Raw genomic sequence first — 15,481 nt, 5'->3', positions numbered from 1 at the left:
GCAAGGGGTATGCGGGCGTCGCAGTTCACGCGACAGGAGGGACATCATGCCGAAAACCCTCGCGGTCGGGCAGGCCGACATTGGTGACGCCCTGACCGACTTCTGGAGGTCGGTGCTGCTCTTCATCCCGAGGGCCATCGCGTTCATCGTGATCCTCGTGGTGGGTTGGCTCATCGCCCGAGCCGTCCTCAAGATCGTGGATGCGGCACTGGAACGGGTCGGATTCGACCGTGCCGTCGAACGCGGCGGCATCAAACGCGCGCTCGAACGCACCAAGTACGACGCGAGCGACATCCTGGCCAAACTCGCCTACTACGCGGTCCTGCTGTTCACCCTGCAGTTCGCCTTCGGGGTGTGGGGACCGAACGCGATCAGCGACCTGATCCGCGGGGTGGTCTCGTGGCTGCCACGGGCGTTCGTGGCGATCGTCATCGTGGTCATCGCCGCCGCCATCGCCAACGCCGTCCGGGAACTGGTTTCCGGCGCGCTGGGCGGGCTCTCCTACGGGCGGGTGCTGGCCGACCTCACGGCGATCTTCATCCTGGCGCTCGGTGTGATCGCGGCGCTGAACCAGGTTGGTATCGCCACCACCGTCACCACTCCGGTGCTGATCGCGGTGCTCGCCACGGTGGCCGGCATCCTGGTGGTGGGCGTCGGCGGTGGTCTGGTGAAGCCGATGCAGGCGCGCTGGGACCACTGGCTCGACCGGGCCGCCGCGGAGTCCCGGGCGTTCCGGGAGCAGCGCCAGGGTCAGGGCGCCGGCCGCAGCGACTACGAGCGGCAGATGGCCGACCGGGGCGGACAGCCCGCACCGGCCACGCCCCAGTCCTCGATGTCCGGGACCGGGCAGGGGCAGTACCGCTCCGGCGGGATGGGCGACGAGACCCAGCAGTTCCGCCGACCGAACGGCTGAGGCCGGACAGGGCGACGGGGGAGGGTGTCCGCGGGGCGATCGCGGGCACCCTTCGCCGTGTCTCAGGCCAGGTCGCGGGGGTCCAGCGAGCGGGCCAGCAGGCAGACCGCGAGCAGCCGGGTGAGCGCCCAGTCGGGCTCGGCCCAGTCCACCGGGCCGGCCGGCGGCTGCCACCCGTGCTCCAGCGCCGCGGCCCGGACGCCCTCGGCGTACCCGGCCAGCGCGGCCACGGTCAGCGGCCGGTGGTCGCCGTGCAGGCTGTCCCGGACGCTCGCGGCGTGCTGGTCGACCGCGGCGAGCAGACCCGGCTCGGCGGCGGCCGCGGCCAGCCCGGGGGTGCCGACGGCGGTGGTGAGGGTGGCGAGGGTGGCTCGCGCGGAGAGTGCCGCGGAGGGGGTCTCGGCCCGGTGGTTCGGCGCGCGCATGGTGACCGAGGCTAGTCCCGCGCCGACCGGGGCGGCCTCGGCCGACCGGAGGATGCCCGGGTCGTCCGGGCGCCACCGGGCGGTGGCCCAGCGGGATTGAGCCGGTCGCCAGGGGGCAGAAGGAAACCGCGCGAACCGGCGCAACCGACCCCGCGGAGGAACGGAATGGGACAGCAGCCGGACGACGGACCGGACGCGGCGCACCGCCGGCCCGCCGGCGTGAATGACGTCACGGTCGAGGCGCTCGGGAAGCTGAGCGAGGCGCTGGAGACCGTGGAGCGGGCCCGCGGCCACCTGTACTCGCTGCACCAGCTGATCGGCCACGCCGACCTGATGCTCGACGACGCGGTGGCGCTGTTCCGCGCGGCCGGCCGGCAGGCCATCGCCGACCGGATCGAGCGGGACCTGCTGGGCCGCAACGTCATCGCCGGCCGGTGGACGTTCCAGATCGTCGAGGACTTCGACGACGGGTACTACGCGCTCTTCCGCGAGTTGGACCGGCACGCCCGCGACACCCTGGTCGGGGGTCGTCGGCACCTGTTCGAGGCGGAGCTGAAGGAACGGCGCCGCACCCCGGGACGCCCGGGGCACGAGGCGGGGCCGGGGGCCGAGGGCTAGTCGGAGGAGCCGGCCTGGGCCCCGGCCTGGCGGCGGGCCGTGTCGTCGGCGATGATCACCGTGGCGATCATGAGCGCCACCACGAGGCTGAACAGCCAGGAGCTGTCCTCGACCAGCTTGGCGGCGACCGGCGCCTGGACGGCGGCGAGCAGGAAGCCGAGCCAGGCCAGGCGGCGGTGACGGGAGCTGAGGAAACCGGAGCCCTGTTGCATCCCGAAAGTCTTACGCGGCGCCGGGGCATCGCCGTCACCCGTTCGGCCGATTCTGGATGGGCTGTCCGTTATCTCGGCCGTCCGTATCGCGGTTTTTGTCCGTACGGTGGAGCCGGTCGAGCGACCCCGCCGGGCCTCCGGGCCGCCCCCGCGGTACGGCAGGATGGGGAACCGTGTCCCGCACCCCCGCCGCGCCCCGGGCCTCCCTGCTCCTCCTCGCCTACCTGGCCTTCGTCAGTCTCGGCCTGCCCGACGGGTTGATCGGCGTCGGCTGGCCGTCGATCCGCGTCGACCTGGGCGTGCCCACCGAGGCGGTCGGCGTGGTGCTCACCGCCGGCACGGTGGCCTACCTGACCTCCAGCGTGCTGGCCGGGTTCACCCTGGCCCGGCTCGGGGTCGGCTGGCTGCTGGCCGGCAGCACCCTGCTCGCCGCCGTGGCGCTCACCGGGTACGCGCTGAGCCCGGCGCTGGCCGTACTGGTCGGCTTCGCGCTGGTGCTCGGGATCGGCTCCGGCGCGATCGACTCCGGCCTCAACGCGTACGCGGCCGGCGCGTTCGGCCCCCGGCACATGAACTGGATGCACGCCTTCTTCGGACTCGGGGTGGCGCTCGGACCGCTGATCATGACCGGGGTGCTCGGCGCCGGCCTGAGCTGGCGCTGGGGGTACGCCGCGGTCGCCATCGCCCAACTCGCCCTGGCCACCGCGTTCGCGCTCAGCGTGCGGGCCTGGCGGGACCGGGGCCGCGACGTCCCCGGCCGGGACGCGCCGCCGGCGGGCCCGGTCGAGGCGGCCGGGACGGCCGGCACGCCGGTCGCCGGGCACCTCGCCCCGGACGGGCGGGACGAGCCGGCCGGCACGGCGGGCGGGCTGGTCACCCTGGCCGCCGACCAGGACGGCGCCGAGCCTGGCCCCCGGCCCACCCCGATCCGGGAGACGCTGCGCCTGCCGGCCGTCTGGCTCGGCGGGGCCGCCTTCGCCGTCTATGTGGCGATCGAGGTGACCACCGGGCTCTGGGCGTACCTGCTGCTCACCGAGGGGCGCGGGGTGGCCGGCCCGGTCGCCGGGCTCTGCGTCTCCGGCTACTGGGGGAGTCTCTTCCTCGGCCGGGTGGTGCAGGGCCTCGTCGCGGAGCGGCTGGGCACCGCCGGGGTGCTGCGCGGCAGCCTGCTCGGCCTGGTCGGCGGAACGCTGCTGATCGCCCTGCCGGCTCCCGCCGGAGTGACCGTGGCCGGCCTGCTGGTGGTCGGCTTCGCCGCCGCGCCGGTCTTCCCGCTGCTCACCCTCACCACGGCGGAACGGGTCGGCCCGGCGCACGCGGACCGGACCATCGGACTACAGATGGGCGCGGCGGGGGTGGGCGCCGCGTTGGTGCCCGCGGGCGTCGGGGTGCTGCTCGCGCGTACCTCGGTGGTGCTGCTCGGCGCGACGCTGGTGCTGCTCGCGGTGGCCCTGCTCGCCCTGCACGTGGTCAGCACCCGGCGGGCCGCGCTGGCCGCCTGAGGGCCGCTCCGGGCGCCCGCGGCGCCCGGAGCCCGGGTCAGATGTTGTCCGGGCCGGTACGGCCGGTGGTCGACGGCCGGTACGCCCGGTCCGCGTCGGTCATCTCCCGCCGCTCGGCCTCCGGTCCGGCGCCCCGGTCCACCGCCTCCGGCCCGTGGCCGAACGTGGCCTCCTCGCCGGCGTCGTTGCCGGTGGCGTCGTCGGCCTGCCCGTCGAGGGTCGACCGGCCGATCGCGCGGTCCAGCTCGTGCAGGGGGGTCCGTTCCTCGTCGCGCCACACGTGGCGGTCGTTGTCGGTCATTCCCCTGCGGTACCCGGGCCGGATGATCGCAAACGGCCGGCGGGCGGCGGCCCGGGACGGCCGGCGTTCCCGGCGGCGGCCGGGGACGGCGATGGCCGCCGGGAACGCCGGCGGCCATCGGGTGTCGGGTGTACCGGGGGAGGTCAGGGGGTGGGCCGGTCGACGGTGCCGCGCCAGGCGCCGGTCTCCTGGCCCCGCCGCTCGATGAACTGCTTGAACCGGGTCAGGTCGCCCTTCGTGCGGTGGTCGACCACGCCGAGCTTCTCGCCCGCCTTCTCGACCACGCCGTGCGGCTCGAACTCCATCTGCAGGGTGACCCGGGTGTGCCCCTCGTCGAGGCGGTGGAAGGTCACCACGCCGGCCTGGTCGGTGCCGCCGGTGGAGCGCCAGGCCACCCGCTCGTCGGGCAGCTGCTCGGTGATCTCGGCGTCGAACTCGCGCTTCACCCCGGCGATCTCCACCGTCCAGTGCGTCATCGTGTCGGAGAGCTGCCGGACCTCCTGAACGCCCTCCATGAAGTGCGGAAACTCCTCGAACTGCGTCCACTGGTCGTAGACGGTGCGGATCGGGACGGCCACGTCCACGTGTTCCATTACGCCACTCATGCTGGGTCCTCCTGTTCCGCGGTGCGGGCGCGCGGCCGGTGGGCCGCGCCCCGGTCACCAGCGCGTCGTCTCGTTCTTGTGCCCCAGCGCCGCCCAGACCTCCGAGACGGTCTGGTAGCGGGTGCCCTCGGGCAGGCCTTCCAGCGCCGCCACGATGTCCGCGGGCGCCTGGTTCTCCCGCGCGTTGGCCACCAGCGCCGCCCGGTCGCCCGGCAGGGCGGTCATGGTGATGAAGCGGCCCAGGCGGCTGCGCGCCTCCACGTCCTGGGAGCTCATCCCCTGCGGGGCGCCGCTGCGCAGCTCGCCCGCCGGGGCCGTGGTGGCCTCCGGCTGATCCTCCCCGGCCGGTTCCGGCACGCGGAACTCGTCGACCCGGGAGCCTCCGGTGCCCGGCCCCTGGACGAGGCCGTTCACCTCGCTGCTCATCTGCTCGTCGACCCTGGGTGAGTGCTTGCTGCTGGCACGTTCCATGCCCACAGACATGCCCGAGGGGGCCGCCGGTAAACCGGGGCCGGCCGGTTGATCCGGGCAACTCGCCACGAACCTCTCAGGCCGGTCAGGACTCGGCCGGGGCGCGCGGCGGCAGCACCGGCTCGCCCGGGTCCCCGGCGCCGGCCTGCAGCACCCGGCCACGCTGGAGCTCCGCGTTGACCTGCACGCCGAGCATCAGCGCGCAGTTGGACAGGTAGAGCCAGACCAGGAAGGCGATCACCGCGCCGAGGCTGCCGTAGGTGACGTCGTACGAGCCGAAGTTGGCAACGTAGAGGCCGAAGCCGAACGAGGCGAGGACCCAGACCAGCAGGGCCAGCGCGCCGCCCGGGGTGAGCCAGCGGAACCGGGGCTGCCGGACATTCGGGGCGATCCAGAACAGCAGCGACAGCAGCGTCATCGCCACCAGGGCGAGCAGCGGCCACTTCGCCACCGTCCACGCCGTCCGGGTCAGCCCGCCGGCGTGCAGCCGGTCGCCCACGAAGTCGGTGACCGGACCGCTGACGATCAGCCCCAGGGCCACCACCGCGAGCAGCACCAGCGACACCCCGGCGAGGCCGATCTGCACCGGGCGCAGCCGGTAGAACGGGCGCCCCTCCTCGACCCCGTAGATCGCGTTGGAGGCCCGGGTGAACGCGCCGATGAAGCCCGACGCGGACCAGAGCGCGCCGAGCAGACCGAAGCTCAGCAACACCTTCGCCGGCCCCTGCTGCTCCACCACGTTGCGCACCACGGTGACGAAGGCCTCGTTGCCGACCACCGAGCCGGCGCCGATCTCCCGGGCCAGGTCGATCACCGTGTCCACGGTGCGCGGCCCGTCGGACACCAACCCCACCAGGGCGACCACCACGATGGTCGAGGGGAAGAGCGCCAGCACCCCGTAGTAGGTGAGCGCGGCGGCCCAGTCGGCGCAGTTGTCCTTCACGAAGTTGCGTCCCGCGCGGACCAGCACGCCGCGCCAGGTGACCCAGCTCAACTGGCGCATCCGCCGGGGGAGCCGGGCCCGCTGCCGGCCGCCGGTCGCCGCATCCGTCGCCGTCATGACGCCTCCTCCGACCCCGCCGGGCGCACCACCGACGGGTGGCCCGGGCGGTACCCGGTGGGGGAAGCCGACAAACCGGTGCGGTTTGCCGGGCCCCGGGGCGGGCATTCCTCGGGGATCCCACGGAGACGGAGGAGGACGAGATGCCCGGGCGCGAGGTACTGCCCAGCACGCTGCGGCGCTCCCCGGCGAAGGCGCAGCGGACCTGGGAGAAGACGCACGACTCGGCGGTCGAGACGTACGGCGAGGGGGAGCGGGCACACCGCACCGCGTTCGCCGCCGTCAAGCACGAGTTCGAGAAGGTCGGCGACCACTGGGAGCCCAAGGGACGCAAGGGCCCCAGCGACCGGCAGGCGGCCGGCGGCGGACCCGCCCGGCGGGCGCCCACGGCCGGCGGGGTGGACGCCAACGCCACCAAGGACCACCTCATGGAGGTGGCGAAGAAGCTCGACGTACCGGGCCGGTCCCGGATGACCAAGCCGGAGCTGGTCAAGGCGATCGAGAAGGCCAACAACAACGCCACCCGCAAGGCGCGCGGCGGTCGCTGACCAGCCGCCGACGACACCGGAGCCCGGGACCGCGCAGGTCCCGGGCTCCCGTCGGGCCGCTCACCAGTGACCGCCGCCCGGCGCCTCGATGTGCACGGCCTTCACCGTGCTGAACTCGTCGAGCAGTTCCGGGCCGTACCCGAAGCCCTGGCCGCTGCCGCGGCGCGGCTGCGCGGCGCCGCCCGGCGCCCCGCCGAACACCGCGTTGATCTTCACGGTGCCGACCGGCAGCTCCCGCCAGGCCCGGTGGGCGTGGCTCATCGAGCCGGTCAGCACGGTCGCGGCCAGCCCGTACGGCGAGTCGGCGGCGCAGCGCAGCCCCTCGCTGAACGAGTCGACCACGACGACCGGGGCGACCGGACCGAAGGTCTCCTCCCGGACCAGGGCCATCTCGTGGCGGCAGTCCGCGACGACGGTCGCCGGGTAGAACGCCCCCGATCCGTCCGGGATGCCGCCGCCGGTGCGGATCCGGGCCCCCTCGGCGACCGCGGCGGTGACCTGCCCGTGCACGTGGTCCCGGTGCCGCCGGTCGACCAGCGGCCCGAGCTGCGTGCCGGCCTCCCGGCCCGGCCCGATGACCAGCGCCTCGGCCCGCTCGACCAGGGCGTCGACGAAGTCCTCGGCGACGTCCCGGTGCACGTAGACGCGTTCCACCGCGACGCAGATCTGCCCGGCGTTGGCGAAGCAGCCCAGCGCGGCCTGCTCCGCCGCCCAGACCGGGTCGATGTCGGCGTCGATCACCAGGGGGTCGCTGCCGCCATTCTCCAGCAGCACCTTCGCCCCGGTCCGGGCGCCGGCCGCCGCGATGGCCCGACCGGTGGCGGTGGAACCCACGTGGGCCACCACGTCGACCTCCTGGGCGGCCAGCGCCGCCCCCACCTCGGCCCCGCCGGTGAGCAGCGAGAGCACCCCGGCCGGCAGCGCGGAGTCCAGCGCCCTGGCCAGCAGCCAGCCGGTGGCGGGCGTCCGCTCGCTCGGCTTGTGCAGCACCACGTTGCCGGTGACCAGCGCCGCGCCGAGCAGCCCGCAGGAGACCGCCACCGGGTCGTTCCACGGGGTGATCGCGGCGACCACGCCGCGCGGCTCGGGGGCCATGAAGTCCAGCGCCGACCCGGCGCCGTGCAGGGTGCGACCGCCGCGCACCGGGCCCAGCTCGGCGTACTGCCGCAGGGTGCCGATGCCGGCCGCCACGCCGCCGCGGGCGTCGTCCAGCGGCTTGCCCATCTCCGCCGTGGTCGCCTGCGCCAGCTCCTCGGCCGCGGCCTGCACCGCGTCGGCGGCCCGGTGCAGCGCCGCCGCCCGCTCGGCCGGCGCGGTCGCCGCCCACTCCGCCGCCACGCCCCGCGCGGCCTCCACCGCCTTGGCCACCTCGTCGTCCGTCGCCACGGGCACGGTGCTCACCGGGGAACCGTCCGCCGGGTCGTGTACGACCAGCTCGCCTCCCGTGCCACCCGCGCCCCACACTCCACCTATGAGCTGCGCAACCGTGTACATGCGGCAGTGGATGCCCCGACCCGGGCCGGACAAACGCGTTTCGCCCGGTAACCGGCCGGGTAGGCGGATCGGATGATTTCGACCGCGGACGCCGTCGTCATCGGGGCCGGCCACAACGGGCTGGTCGCCGCGAACCTGCTGGCCGACGCGGGCTGGGACGTGCTGGTGCTGGAGGCGACCGCCGTCCCCGGCGGCGCGGTCCGCTCGGCCGAGGTCACCGCGCCCGGCTACCTCAGCGACCTGTACAGCTCCTTCTACCCGCTGGGATACGCCTCCCCGGTGCTGCGCGACCTGGACCTCGGCCGGTACGGGCTGACCTGGACGCACGCCCCCGATGTGCTGGCCCACCTGCTGCCGGACGGCCGGGCCGCGGTGGTCAACCGGGACCTCGACGTCACGGCCGCCTCGCTGGAGACGTTCGCGGCCGGCGACGGGGACCGCTGGCGGCACGCGTACGCGGACTGGTGCACGGTGGCCGGCCCGATGCTCGACACCATCACCAGCCCGTTCCCGCCGGTACGCGGCGGCCTGGCCCTGCTGCGCCGGCTGCGGGTGGCCGGGGCGCTGCGGCTGGCCCGCCGGCTCGTCGTGCCGGTCCGCAAACTCGGCGCCGAACTGTTCACCGGCGAGGGCGGCCCCGCGCTGCTGGCCGGCTGCGCGCTGCACACCGACCTCTCCCCGGAGGAGGCCGGCTCCGGGGTGTACGGCTGGCTGCTCGCCATGCTCGGCCAGCAGGTCGGCTGGCCGGTGCCGGTCGGCGGGGCCCAGCGGATCACCGACGCGCTGGTGGCCCGGCTCGTCGAGCGGGGCGGCCGGATCGACTACGGCGCCCGGGTGGACCGGGTGCTCACCGCGCGGGGCCGGGCCATGGGCGTCCGCACCGTCGGGGGCACCGCCTGGCGGGCCCGCCGAGCGGTGCTCGCGGACGTGCCGGCCCCGGCGCTCTATTTGGACCTGGTCGGCGCGGCGGCGCTGCCGCCCCGGCTGGTGGAGGACCTGGCGCACTTCAAGTGGGACGGCTCCACCCTCAAGGTGGACTGGGCGCTGTCCGCGCCGGTGCCCTGGAAGAACCGGGCGGTGGCCGGCGCGGGCACCGTGCACCTGGGCGCCGACCTCGACGGGCTCACCACGTACGCGGCCGAGCTGGCCCGGGGCGAGGTGCCCCGGAACCCGTTCCTGCTGGTCGGGCAGATGTCGGTGGCCGACCCCCGGCACTCCCCGCCGGGCACCGAGTCGCTCTGGTCGTACACCCACCTGCCGTTCCGCCGGCAGTGGCGGGGCGACGAGGTGGTCGCGCACGTGCAGCGGATGGAGGAGGTGCTGGAGGAGGCCGCGCCGGGCTTCCGGTCGCTGATCGTCGGCCGGCACGTCGCCGGCCCGGCCGACCTGGAGGCCGCCGAGCCGAGCCTGGTCGGCGGCGCGCTCGGCGGCGGCACCGCCGCGGCGTACCAGCAGCTCTTCCTGCGGCCGATCCCCGGGCTGGGCCGGGCGGACACCCCGGTGGACCGGCTCTTCCTGGCCAGCTCCTCGGCCCACCCGGGCGGCGGGGTGCACGGCGCGCCCGGAGCGAACGCCGCCCGGGCCGCGCTGGCCCGCGACCGGGCGCTCACCGGCGCGGCGTACCAGGGGATGATCGGCGCGGCGCACCGGGCGCTCTACCGCTGAACCGGGACCGACCCCGGTCGCCGGTGGCGGCCGGGGTCGGCGGTGGCGGCGCGGTCAGCTGTCCAGGTTGCGGTGCTTGGCCCGCAGCTTGAACGGCATCAGCGCGCTTTCGATCTTGGTGGCGGTGGTCATCTTCGAGGCGCCCTCCCGGCGCTCCTCGAACCGGATCGGCACCTCCAGGATGGTGTGGCCGAGCCGGGTGGCCAGGTAGTGCATCTCCACCTGGAAGCTGTAGCCGTTCGACTGCACCCGCTCCAGGCCGATGTCGCGCAGCGCGTCACCCCGCCAGATCTTGAAGCCGGCCGTCAGGTCGCGGATGCGGACCCGCAGCAGGGTGTGCACGTACAGGTTGGCCCAGCCGCTGAGCGCCCGCCGGTACAGCGGCCAGGCCTCGTCCAGCTCGCCGCCGGGCACGTAGCGGGAGCCGATGACCACGCCGGCCTGGGTGGAGAGCAGCGCGCCGAGCATGCCGGGCAGCGCCTCCGGCGGGTGCGACAGGTCCGCGTCCATCTGGGCGACGTACTCGGCGCCGTCGGCCAGCGCCCGGCTGAGCCCGTCCACGTACGCCCGGCCCAGCCCCTCCTTGCCCGGGCGGTGCACCACCGTCACCCGCTCCGGGTGCTCGATGGCCAGCTTGTCGGCGACCTCGCCGGTGCCGTCCGGGGAGTTGTCGTCCGCGACGAGCACCTTCAGCCCGGGCAGCGGCAGCGCGAGGAGCCGCTCGACCAGCACCGGGAGGTTGCCCGCCTCGTTGTAGGTGGGCACGACGACGGTCAGGCGTGCGTCGCGCCACGGGGCGGGCAACTGCACGGGTTCGATCATCAAAGACATCCTCGGTCGCACGGCAGGTTTCACCTCAGAGGGTAGCCAGTTGTCCCGGCCCGGTCCGCACGGACGCCCACCCACGCGCGCCGCGCCGGCCGGCGGGCCGGGCCGGCGTACCCCCTCAGCGCTGCGATTTCTGCCGGGTGGCGATGTCCGAGAGCCGGTTCAACGTCTCCCGGTTGCGCAGGTGCAGCACCAGATCGTTGAGCTTGTTGCGCACCCAGCGCAGCGGGCCGGCGGCGAACTCCTCGCCGATGGTGACCCGGGTCCGGCCGTCGTCCAGCGGCTCCAGGGTGAACACCACGGTGGCCTCGCCGGCCGGCCACAGACCGGCCTTCAGCACCAGCCGGTGCGGCGCGTCGCAGACCAGCACCGTCGAGGCGTCCTGCAGGGAGAACGGCCACGGTCCCGCCCGGTGGTGCAGCCGGCTGCCCACCCGGGGCCAGCTGTCGTCCACGTCCCGCACGTGCGTGGTGCCGACCACCCAGTCGCTGTACGTCCACCCGTCGGCGAGCACGTCGAAGACCTGCTGCGGGGACGCGTCGATCACTTTCTCCACAATCGCCACCTGCTTCCGGTACCCCCGCCCCGTCCGCCGCTAACGGCCACCGGGTTAGCTTCTCCGCAGCGGCGGGTATCGCCGGACCGTGCCCGGTGCGCGGCGGTGCGGGCCGGCCGGCGGGCACCGGCGGAGGCGGCTCCGCCGAAGTTGATGTTTACTCCTCGGGGGGTCGGGAACCCGCCGCCCGTGCGACGGGACCACGAGCGGGATCAGTGCAGGTCAGCCCGGGTTCAACCGGGTACTGGCCGGATCCCGTCGGGCCTGTACGACGCGGTGCTGCTGGATCGGGACGGCACGTTGGTCGAGGACGTGCCCTACAACGGCGACCCGGAGAAGGTGCGGCCGGTGCCCGGCGCGCGGGAGGCGCTGGACCGGCTCCGCGCGGCCGGGTTGCGGTTGGCCGTGGTGACCAACCAGTCCGGGCTGGCCCGGGGCTACTTCACCGCCGACGACCTGCGCCGGGTCAACGCCCGGGTGGAGGAGCTGCTCGGGCCCTTCGACAGCTGGCAGATCTGCCCGCACGGCGAGCCGGACGGCTGCGCCTGCCGCAAACCCGCACCGGGCCTGCTGCACGCCGCGGCCCGGGCACTGGGCACCCGGGCGGAGCGCTGCGTGCTGGTCGGTGACATCGGCGCCGACATGGCCGCCGCCGCGGCGGCCGGCGCCGCCGGGATCATGGTGCCCACCGCGGCCACCCGGGCCCAGGAGGTGGCCGCCGCGCCGGCCGTCGCCGCCGACCTGCCCGACGCGGTCGCCACCATCCTCGACCGGATCCGGCTGGTGGCCCCGCCCGACACCGCGCCCCGGCGCGGCGTGGTGCTGGTGGTACGCAGCGACGCGGCCGGGGACGTGCTGGTCACCGGCCCCGGTATCCGGGCCGTCGCGGCTGGTGCCCGGCGGGTCGTACTGCTCTGTGGGCCACGCGGCCGGGCCGCCGCCGACCTGCTCCCCGGCGTCGACGAGGTCATCGAGTGGCCGCTGCCGTGGATCGACGCCCCCGCCCCACCGGTCGACCCGGCCGGCATGCGCGTGCTCGTCGACCGGCTCGCCGCCGTCGGCGCGGACCAGGCGGTGATCTTCACCTCGTTCCACCAGTCGGCGCTGCCGCTGGCCCTGCTGCTGCGGATGGCCGGCGTGCCCCGGATCAGCGCGATCAGCGACGACTACCCCGGTGCCCTGCTCGACGTCCGGCACCGCGTCCCGGCCGGCGTGCCCGAACCCGAGCGCGCCCTCTCCCTCGCCGCCGCCGCGGGCTTCGCGCTGCCCGCCGGCGACGAGCCCGGACTGCGGCTGCGCACCGACCGGCTGCCGCCCGTCCCGCCCGAGGCCGGCGCACCCGGCTACGTGGTGCTGCACCCCGGCTCGTCGGTGGAGACCCGGGCCTGCCCGCCCGAGCTGGCCACCCGGATCGTCCGGGTGCTCGCCGCCGCCGGCCACCGGGTGGTGGTGACCGGGGGACCGGACGAGCGGGAACTGACCGCCCGGGTGGCCGCGGCGGGCGGGATCGACCTGGGCGGGCGCACCGGCCTCGCCGAACTGGCCGCGGTGATCGCCCGGGCTGCGGCGCTGGTGGTCGGCAACACCGGACCGGCGCACCTGGCCGCCGCGCTGGGCATCCCGGTGGTCAGCCTCTTCGCCCCGACCGTCCCGTTCGGACAGTGGGGGCCGTACCGGGTGCCGACCGTCCGGCTCGGCGACGCCGGGGCCGCCTGCCGGGACACCCGGGCCACCCGCTGCCCGGTGCCCGGGCACCCCTGCCTCACCGCGGTGGAACCGGGGCGGGTGCTGGAGGCGCTGCGGCTGCTCGGCGTGCCGGCCGGCGTGCCCGAGCCGCTCGGCGGCGTGCCGGTGACCGGCGGGGTGGGCCGATGAACATCCTCGTCTGGCACGTGCACGGGTCGTGGACCACCTCGTTCGTGCACGGCAAACACCGGTACCTGGTGCCGGTCACCCCGGACCGTGACCCGTACGGGCTGGGCCGGGCGCGCACCTATCCTTGGCCGGACAGCGCGGTCGAGGTGACGCCCGAGGAGCTGCGGACGGCGCAGGTGGACCTGGTGATCCTGCAACGGCCGGAGGAGCTGGAGCTGGCGCAGCGGTGGCTGGGCCGCCGGGTCGGCCGGGACCTGCCGGCGATCTACGTCGAGCACAACACCCCCAAGGGCGACGTGCCGAACACCCGGCACCCGATGGCCGACCGGGACGACCTGCTGCTCACCCACGTCACCGCGTTCAACGAACTGTTCTGGGACAACGGCGGCACCCGCACCGCCGTCGTCGAGCACGGCGTGGTCACCCCGGCCGTCGAGTGGACCGGCGAGCTGGACCGGTTGGCCGTGGTCATCAACGAGCCGGTCCGCCGGTGGCGGGTCACCGGCACCGACCTGCTGCGCCCGTTCGCCGAACTCGCCCCGCTGGACGTCTACGGCATGAAGGTGGCCGGCCTGGCCGACCACCTCGGCCTGCCCGCCGACCGGTTGACCAGCCACGACGACGTGCCGCAGCACGCCATGCACGCCGAGCTGGCGAAGCGGCGCGCCTACCTGCACCTGTGCCGGTGGACGTCGCTCGGGCTGAGCCTGATCGAGGCGATGACCATGGGCATGCCGGTGGTCGCGCTGGCCACCACCGAGGCGGTGGAGGCGGTGCCGCCGTCCGCCGGCGCGCTGTCCACCCGGGTCGACGTGCTCGTCGAGGCGGCCCGGGGCCTGCTGGACGATCCGGCGGCGGCCCGCCGGGCGGGCGCCGTGGCCCGGTCCGCCGCCCGCGACCGCTACGGCCTGGAGCGTTTCCTCGCCGACTGGGACCGGCTGCTGGAGGAGGAAGTATGCGCATCGCGATGATCTCGGAGCACGCCAGCCCGCTCGCCGTCCTCGGCGGGGAGGACGCTGGCGGCCAGAACACGCATGTCGCGGAGCTTTCCGCCGCGCTCGCCGCCGCCGGTCACGACGTACGGGTGCACACCCGGCTCGACGCCGTCGACCTGCCGGTGACGGTCCGCGCCCCGGACGGGTACGAGGTGGTGCACGTGCCCGCCGGGCCGGCCGAGCCGGTCGCCAAGGACGACCTGCTGCCGTACATGCCGGCGTTCGGGCAGTGGCTGGCCGAGCGGTGGCGCTCCGGCGACTGGCAGCCCGACGTGGTGCACGCGCACTTCTGGATGAGCGGCCTGGCCGGCCTGGCCGCCGGGCGGCGCACCGGGGTGCCGGTGGTGCAGACGTACCACGCGCTGGGCACCGTGAAGCGGCGCCACCAGGGCGCGCAGGACACCAGCCCGCCGGGGCGGCTCGAGCACGAGCGGGAACTGGGCCGCTCGGTCGACCGGGTGGTCGCGCAGTGCCAGGACGAGGTGGCCGAGCTGGTCCGGATGGGGGTGCCCCGGTCCCGGATGACGGTGATCCCGTCCGGGGTGAACCTCACCACGTTCGGCCCGCTCGGCCCGGTCGCCGAGCGCGACGGCACCCGGCCGCGCATCCTCACCGTCGGCCGGCTGGTGGAACGCAAGGGCTTCCAGGACGTCATCCGGGCCACCGCGCTGGTCCCCGACGCCGAGTGCGTGGTGGTCGGCGGGCCGCCCGCCGGGCTGCTGGAGACCGACCCGTACGCGCTGCGGCTGCGCGCCCTCGCCGAGTCCTGCGGCGTCGCCGACCGGGTCAAGCTGATCGGCGCGGTGCCGCGGGAGGAGATGGGGCGCTGGTACCGCTCGGCGGACGTGCTCGTCGCCGCGCCCTGGTACGAGCCGTTCGGGCTCACCCCGCTGGAGGCGATGGCGTGCGGCGTGCCGGCGATCGGCACGGCCGTCGGCGGCCTGATCGACACGGTGGTGCCGGGGCGGACCGGTGACCTGGTGCCGGCTCGGGACCCGGCGGCGCTGGGCGCGGCGATCCGCGGCCTGCTCGGCGACCGGATCCGCCGGTTCGCGTACGCGACGGCCGCGCTGGAGCGGGCCCGCAGCCGCTACTCCTGGTCGACCACCGGCGAGCGGCTGGCCGAGCTCTACGGCGAGGTGGCCGCCGTGCGCCGGCCCAGCCGGGTGGTCGCCTGATGGCGGCGCCCGGGCCGGGCGTGGGCGGCACGGTGCTGGAGGACCACCTCACCCGGCTGGCCGCCGCGCTGCTGCCGCTGCGCGACGCGGAGCAGCTGCTGGCCCGCTGGGGTGGGGAGCTGGCGCACCGGCTCGCCGGTGGCGGGCGGCTGCTGGTGGCCGGCAACGGCGGCAGCGCCGCCGAGGCCCAACACCTCACCGCCGAACTCGTCGGCAAACTCCGCGACGACCGCGA

17 protein-coding genes and 1 pseudogene are annotated in these 15,481 nt (G+C 75.4%); 9 read left to right on the top strand and 9 right to left on the bottom strand.

Going from position 1 to position 15,481, the window contains the following annotated elements:
- The first annotated feature begins 46 nt into the window (after positions 1 to 46).
- Positions 47 to 913 carry a hypothetical protein gene (locus AB0I11_RS29960; RefSeq protein WP_357328115.1) on the top strand — a complete coding sequence of 289 codons (867 nt, stop codon included), beginning with the start codon at positions 47 to 49 and terminating at the stop codon, positions 911 to 913.
- Between the two features lie 62 nt (positions 914 to 975).
- On the opposite strand, the gene AB0I11_RS29955 is transcribed toward AB0I11_RS29960, so the two are convergent.
- Positions 976 to 1,338 (bottom strand): DUF6401 family natural product biosynthesis protein, encoded by a 363-nt coding sequence (locus tag AB0I11_RS29955; RefSeq protein ID WP_357328112.1) that lies wholly within the window; start codon positions 1,336 to 1,338, stop codon positions 976 to 978.
- 165 nt (positions 1,339 to 1,503) lie between these two features.
- Here AB0I11_RS29955 and AB0I11_RS29950 point away from each other — a divergent pair, with 165 nt between their 5' ends.
- On the top strand, positions 1,504 to 1,956 hold the full coding sequence (locus AB0I11_RS29950) for a hypothetical protein (RefSeq protein WP_357328109.1): 453 nt from the start codon (positions 1,504 to 1,506) through the stop codon (positions 1,954 to 1,956).
- Here AB0I11_RS29950 and AB0I11_RS29945 read toward each other — a convergent pair.
- On the bottom strand, positions 1,953 to 2,168 hold the full coding sequence (locus tag AB0I11_RS29945) for a hypothetical protein (RefSeq protein ID WP_357328106.1): 216 nt from the start codon (positions 2,166 to 2,168) through the stop codon (positions 1,953 to 1,955). The two genes, AB0I11_RS29950 and AB0I11_RS29945, sit on opposite strands and share 4 nt — an antisense overlap.
- A 173-nt stretch (positions 2,169 to 2,341) precedes the next feature.
- Between AB0I11_RS29945 and AB0I11_RS29940 the strand changes: the two genes are divergently transcribed.
- Positions 2,342 to 3,670 carry an MFS transporter gene (locus AB0I11_RS29940; RefSeq protein ID WP_357328103.1) on the top strand — a complete coding sequence of 443 codons (1,329 nt, stop codon included), beginning with the start codon at positions 2,342 to 2,344 and terminating at the stop codon, positions 3,668 to 3,670.
- 37 nt (positions 3,671 to 3,707) lie between these two features.
- On the opposite strand, the gene AB0I11_RS29935 is transcribed toward AB0I11_RS29940, so the two are convergent.
- From AB0I11_RS29935 to AB0I11_RS29920, 4 genes are all read right to left on the bottom strand, one after another.
- The gene (locus AB0I11_RS29935; RefSeq protein WP_357328099.1) at positions 3,708 to 3,971 is read right to left on the bottom strand and encodes a hypothetical protein; all 264 of its coding nucleotides are present in this window, start codon (positions 3,969 to 3,971) and stop codon (positions 3,708 to 3,710) included.
- Positions 3,972 to 4,114: 143 nt separating this feature from the next.
- On the bottom strand, positions 4,115 to 4,576 hold the full coding sequence (locus AB0I11_RS29930) for an SRPBCC family protein (protein ID WP_357328096.1): 462 nt from the start codon (positions 4,574 to 4,576) through the stop codon (positions 4,115 to 4,117).
- A 54-nt stretch (positions 4,577 to 4,630) separates the two neighbouring features.
- Positions 4,631 to 5,047 (bottom strand): DUF2795 domain-containing protein, encoded by a 417-nt coding sequence (locus AB0I11_RS29925; protein WP_046562871.1) that lies wholly within the window; start codon positions 5,045 to 5,047, stop codon positions 4,631 to 4,633.
- Between the two features lie 85 nt (positions 5,048 to 5,132).
- The gene (locus AB0I11_RS29920; RefSeq protein WP_357328092.1) at positions 5,133 to 6,107 is read right to left on the bottom strand and encodes a YihY/virulence factor BrkB family protein; all 975 of its coding nucleotides are present in this window, start codon (positions 6,105 to 6,107) and stop codon (positions 5,133 to 5,135) included.
- A gap of 143 nt (positions 6,108 to 6,250) precedes the next feature.
- Between AB0I11_RS29920 and AB0I11_RS29915 the strand changes: the two genes are divergently transcribed.
- The gene (locus AB0I11_RS29915) at positions 6,251 to 6,655 is read left to right on the top strand and encodes a ChaB family protein (protein ID WP_046562869.1); all 405 of its coding nucleotides are present in this window, start codon (positions 6,251 to 6,253) and stop codon (positions 6,653 to 6,655) included.
- A gap of 60 nt (positions 6,656 to 6,715) precedes the next feature.
- Here the strand turns inward: AB0I11_RS29915 and AB0I11_RS29910 are convergent, their stop codons facing one another.
- A complete protein-coding gene (locus tag AB0I11_RS29910) occupies positions 6,716 to 8,149 on the bottom strand; it encodes an aldehyde dehydrogenase family protein (protein WP_357328088.1) in 1,434 nt (477 codons plus the stop codon).
- Between the two features lie 72 nt (positions 8,150 to 8,221).
- Between AB0I11_RS29910 and AB0I11_RS29905 the strand changes: the two genes are divergently transcribed.
- Complete coding sequence (locus AB0I11_RS29905; protein WP_357328084.1) at positions 8,222 to 9,814, top strand: NAD(P)/FAD-dependent oxidoreductase; 1,593 nt, start codon at positions 8,222 to 8,224, stop codon at positions 9,812 to 9,814.
- Positions 9,815 to 9,868: 54 nt separating this feature from the next.
- Here AB0I11_RS29905 and AB0I11_RS29900 read toward each other — a convergent pair whose 3' ends face one another.
- Positions 9,869 to 10,636: a polyprenol monophosphomannose synthase gene (locus AB0I11_RS29900; RefSeq protein WP_357328081.1), complete on the bottom strand. Its 768-nt coding sequence runs from the start codon at positions 10,634 to 10,636 to the stop codon at positions 9,869 to 9,871.
- Positions 10,637 to 10,760: 124 nt separating this feature from the next.
- Positions 10,761 to 11,198 carry an SRPBCC family protein gene (locus AB0I11_RS29895; protein WP_357328078.1) on the bottom strand — a complete coding sequence of 146 codons (438 nt, stop codon included), beginning with the start codon at positions 11,196 to 11,198 and terminating at the stop codon, positions 10,761 to 10,763.
- A gap of 189 nt (positions 11,199 to 11,387) precedes the next feature.
- On the opposite strand from AB0I11_RS29895, the gene AB0I11_RS29890 reads away from it, so the two are divergent.
- The 4 genes and pseudogenes from AB0I11_RS29890 to AB0I11_RS29875 form a co-directional block, all read left to right on the top strand.
- Complete coding sequence (locus tag AB0I11_RS29890; RefSeq protein WP_357328075.1) at positions 11,388 to 13,073, top strand: HAD-IIIA family hydrolase; 1,686 nt, start codon at positions 11,388 to 11,390, stop codon at positions 13,071 to 13,073.
- Positions 13,070 to 14,044: a glycosyltransferase gene (locus tag AB0I11_RS29885; protein WP_357328072.1), complete on the top strand. Its 975-nt coding sequence runs from the start codon at positions 13,070 to 13,072 to the stop codon at positions 14,042 to 14,044. The genes AB0I11_RS29890 and AB0I11_RS29885 overlap by 4 nt, the downstream gene beginning before the upstream one ends.
- Complete coding sequence (locus tag AB0I11_RS29880; RefSeq protein WP_357328068.1) at positions 14,029 to 15,246, top strand: glycosyltransferase; 1,218 nt, start codon at positions 14,029 to 14,031, stop codon at positions 15,244 to 15,246. Before AB0I11_RS29885 ends, AB0I11_RS29880 begins: the two co-directional genes overlap by 16 nt.
- Positions 15,246 to 15,481 (top strand): annotated as a pseudogene (locus AB0I11_RS29875) (phosphoheptose isomerase); the annotation flags it as partial. The gene AB0I11_RS29880 and the pseudogene AB0I11_RS29875, both read left to right, overlap by 1 nt.

This window comes from Micromonospora sp. NPDC050495 (assembly GCF_040655175.1).
GTDB lineage: Bacteria > Actinomycetota > Actinomycetes > Mycobacteriales > Micromonosporaceae > Micromonospora.
Note: the sequence above shows the minus strand (reverse complement) of the source record. Positions and strands in the feature narration are given on the sequence as shown.